The sequence below is a fragment of the Janthinobacterium agaricidamnosum NBRC 102515 = DSM 9628 genome (assembly GCF_000723165.1).
GTDB classification, from domain to species: Bacteria; Pseudomonadota; Gammaproteobacteria; order Burkholderiales; family Burkholderiaceae_D; genus Janthinobacterium; species Janthinobacterium agaricidamnosum.
Map to the genome: position 1 here is coordinate 5,875,888 of NZ_HG322949.1, position 953 is coordinate 5,876,840.

Consider the following 953-nt stretch of genomic DNA (forward strand, 5'->3'; position numbering starts at 1 on the left):
AAGCTCCGCGCTATCTACGCTATCTATAATCAGTGTGATGAATGTGCCGCGCTTACCACTTGCAGCCGCTATCCTTCTTATCCATCAACATCAATAACGGCGCCAGCAAGCCGCCAGGGGCGTTCTTGCAATCGCCGCGTTTGGCTTGCGACATCGAGCGGGCCAATGGTGTTTCCGTTTTCAGGGGTTGATCGGGAATCTGGCCGACTGCTGTATTGGCCTTGGCCGGGTCGCGTTCGCTGGCTACTTTACGCGCGGTGGCGCGGGCCGCATCGATATCGAATGCAGGCGTGGTTTCGGCAAAAGGATCGCTCGGCGCATCAGGCCGGCTTGCCGGCTGCCGGCGGCAAAGTGATCACCGTGGAAGTTGGCGGCGCAGCGAGAGTGCTGCGCCGTGCCACCCTCTGCTCTTTTATCCTGGCTGGCGCTGGCTCAATCTTGCGCTCCGGTGCGATGACGGGCTGCGGTGGCGCCGGCCTGATCCAGACTGTGAGCGATTCGACCCGTTTGTCCGCAGCGGGTTTGAAGACCGGTGTCGTAAAACGGTAGCCGTATATAAACAAGGCGTGCAAGGCCAGCGACACGATGATACCCAGGGTGATGCCATAGTGGCGCTTTGCCGTAGCGCCGTAACTATTCGCTGCAATACTGTTCACGTTCGGACATCCCGGTTAGTGATCGTATGACAAAGTGTCGCATAACTTAAGAAGTTGACCATCGATTCAATTAAATCATGCTTGATCCCTGATAAAGCTTGCCAGTTTCACAGGGGCTTTGTTATCATACGCCTCCCCGCTGAAGAGCACTCGTTGCAAAGCAAAAGGGATCGTCCGAAACGGCGATGCAGTAAAAAGAAGGAGTTGACGGATTTAGCGAATTGCTTCATACTCTTCCTTCTTCGCAGCTGACAAACACAACGCTTTGTCGATAGCGCGAAAGCGGTACAGAATTGA

General features: G+C 55.2%; 1 protein-coding gene. It reads right to left on the reverse strand.

Features of this window, described 5'->3' with window-relative positions; all coding sequences use genetic code 11:
- Positions 1 to 320: 320 nt before the first annotated feature.
- Positions 321 to 656: a hypothetical protein gene (locus GJA_RS27620; RefSeq protein WP_144241639.1), complete on the reverse strand. Its 336-nt coding sequence runs from the start codon at positions 654 to 656 to the stop codon at positions 321 to 323.
- Positions 657 to 953: the final 297 nt, after the last annotated feature.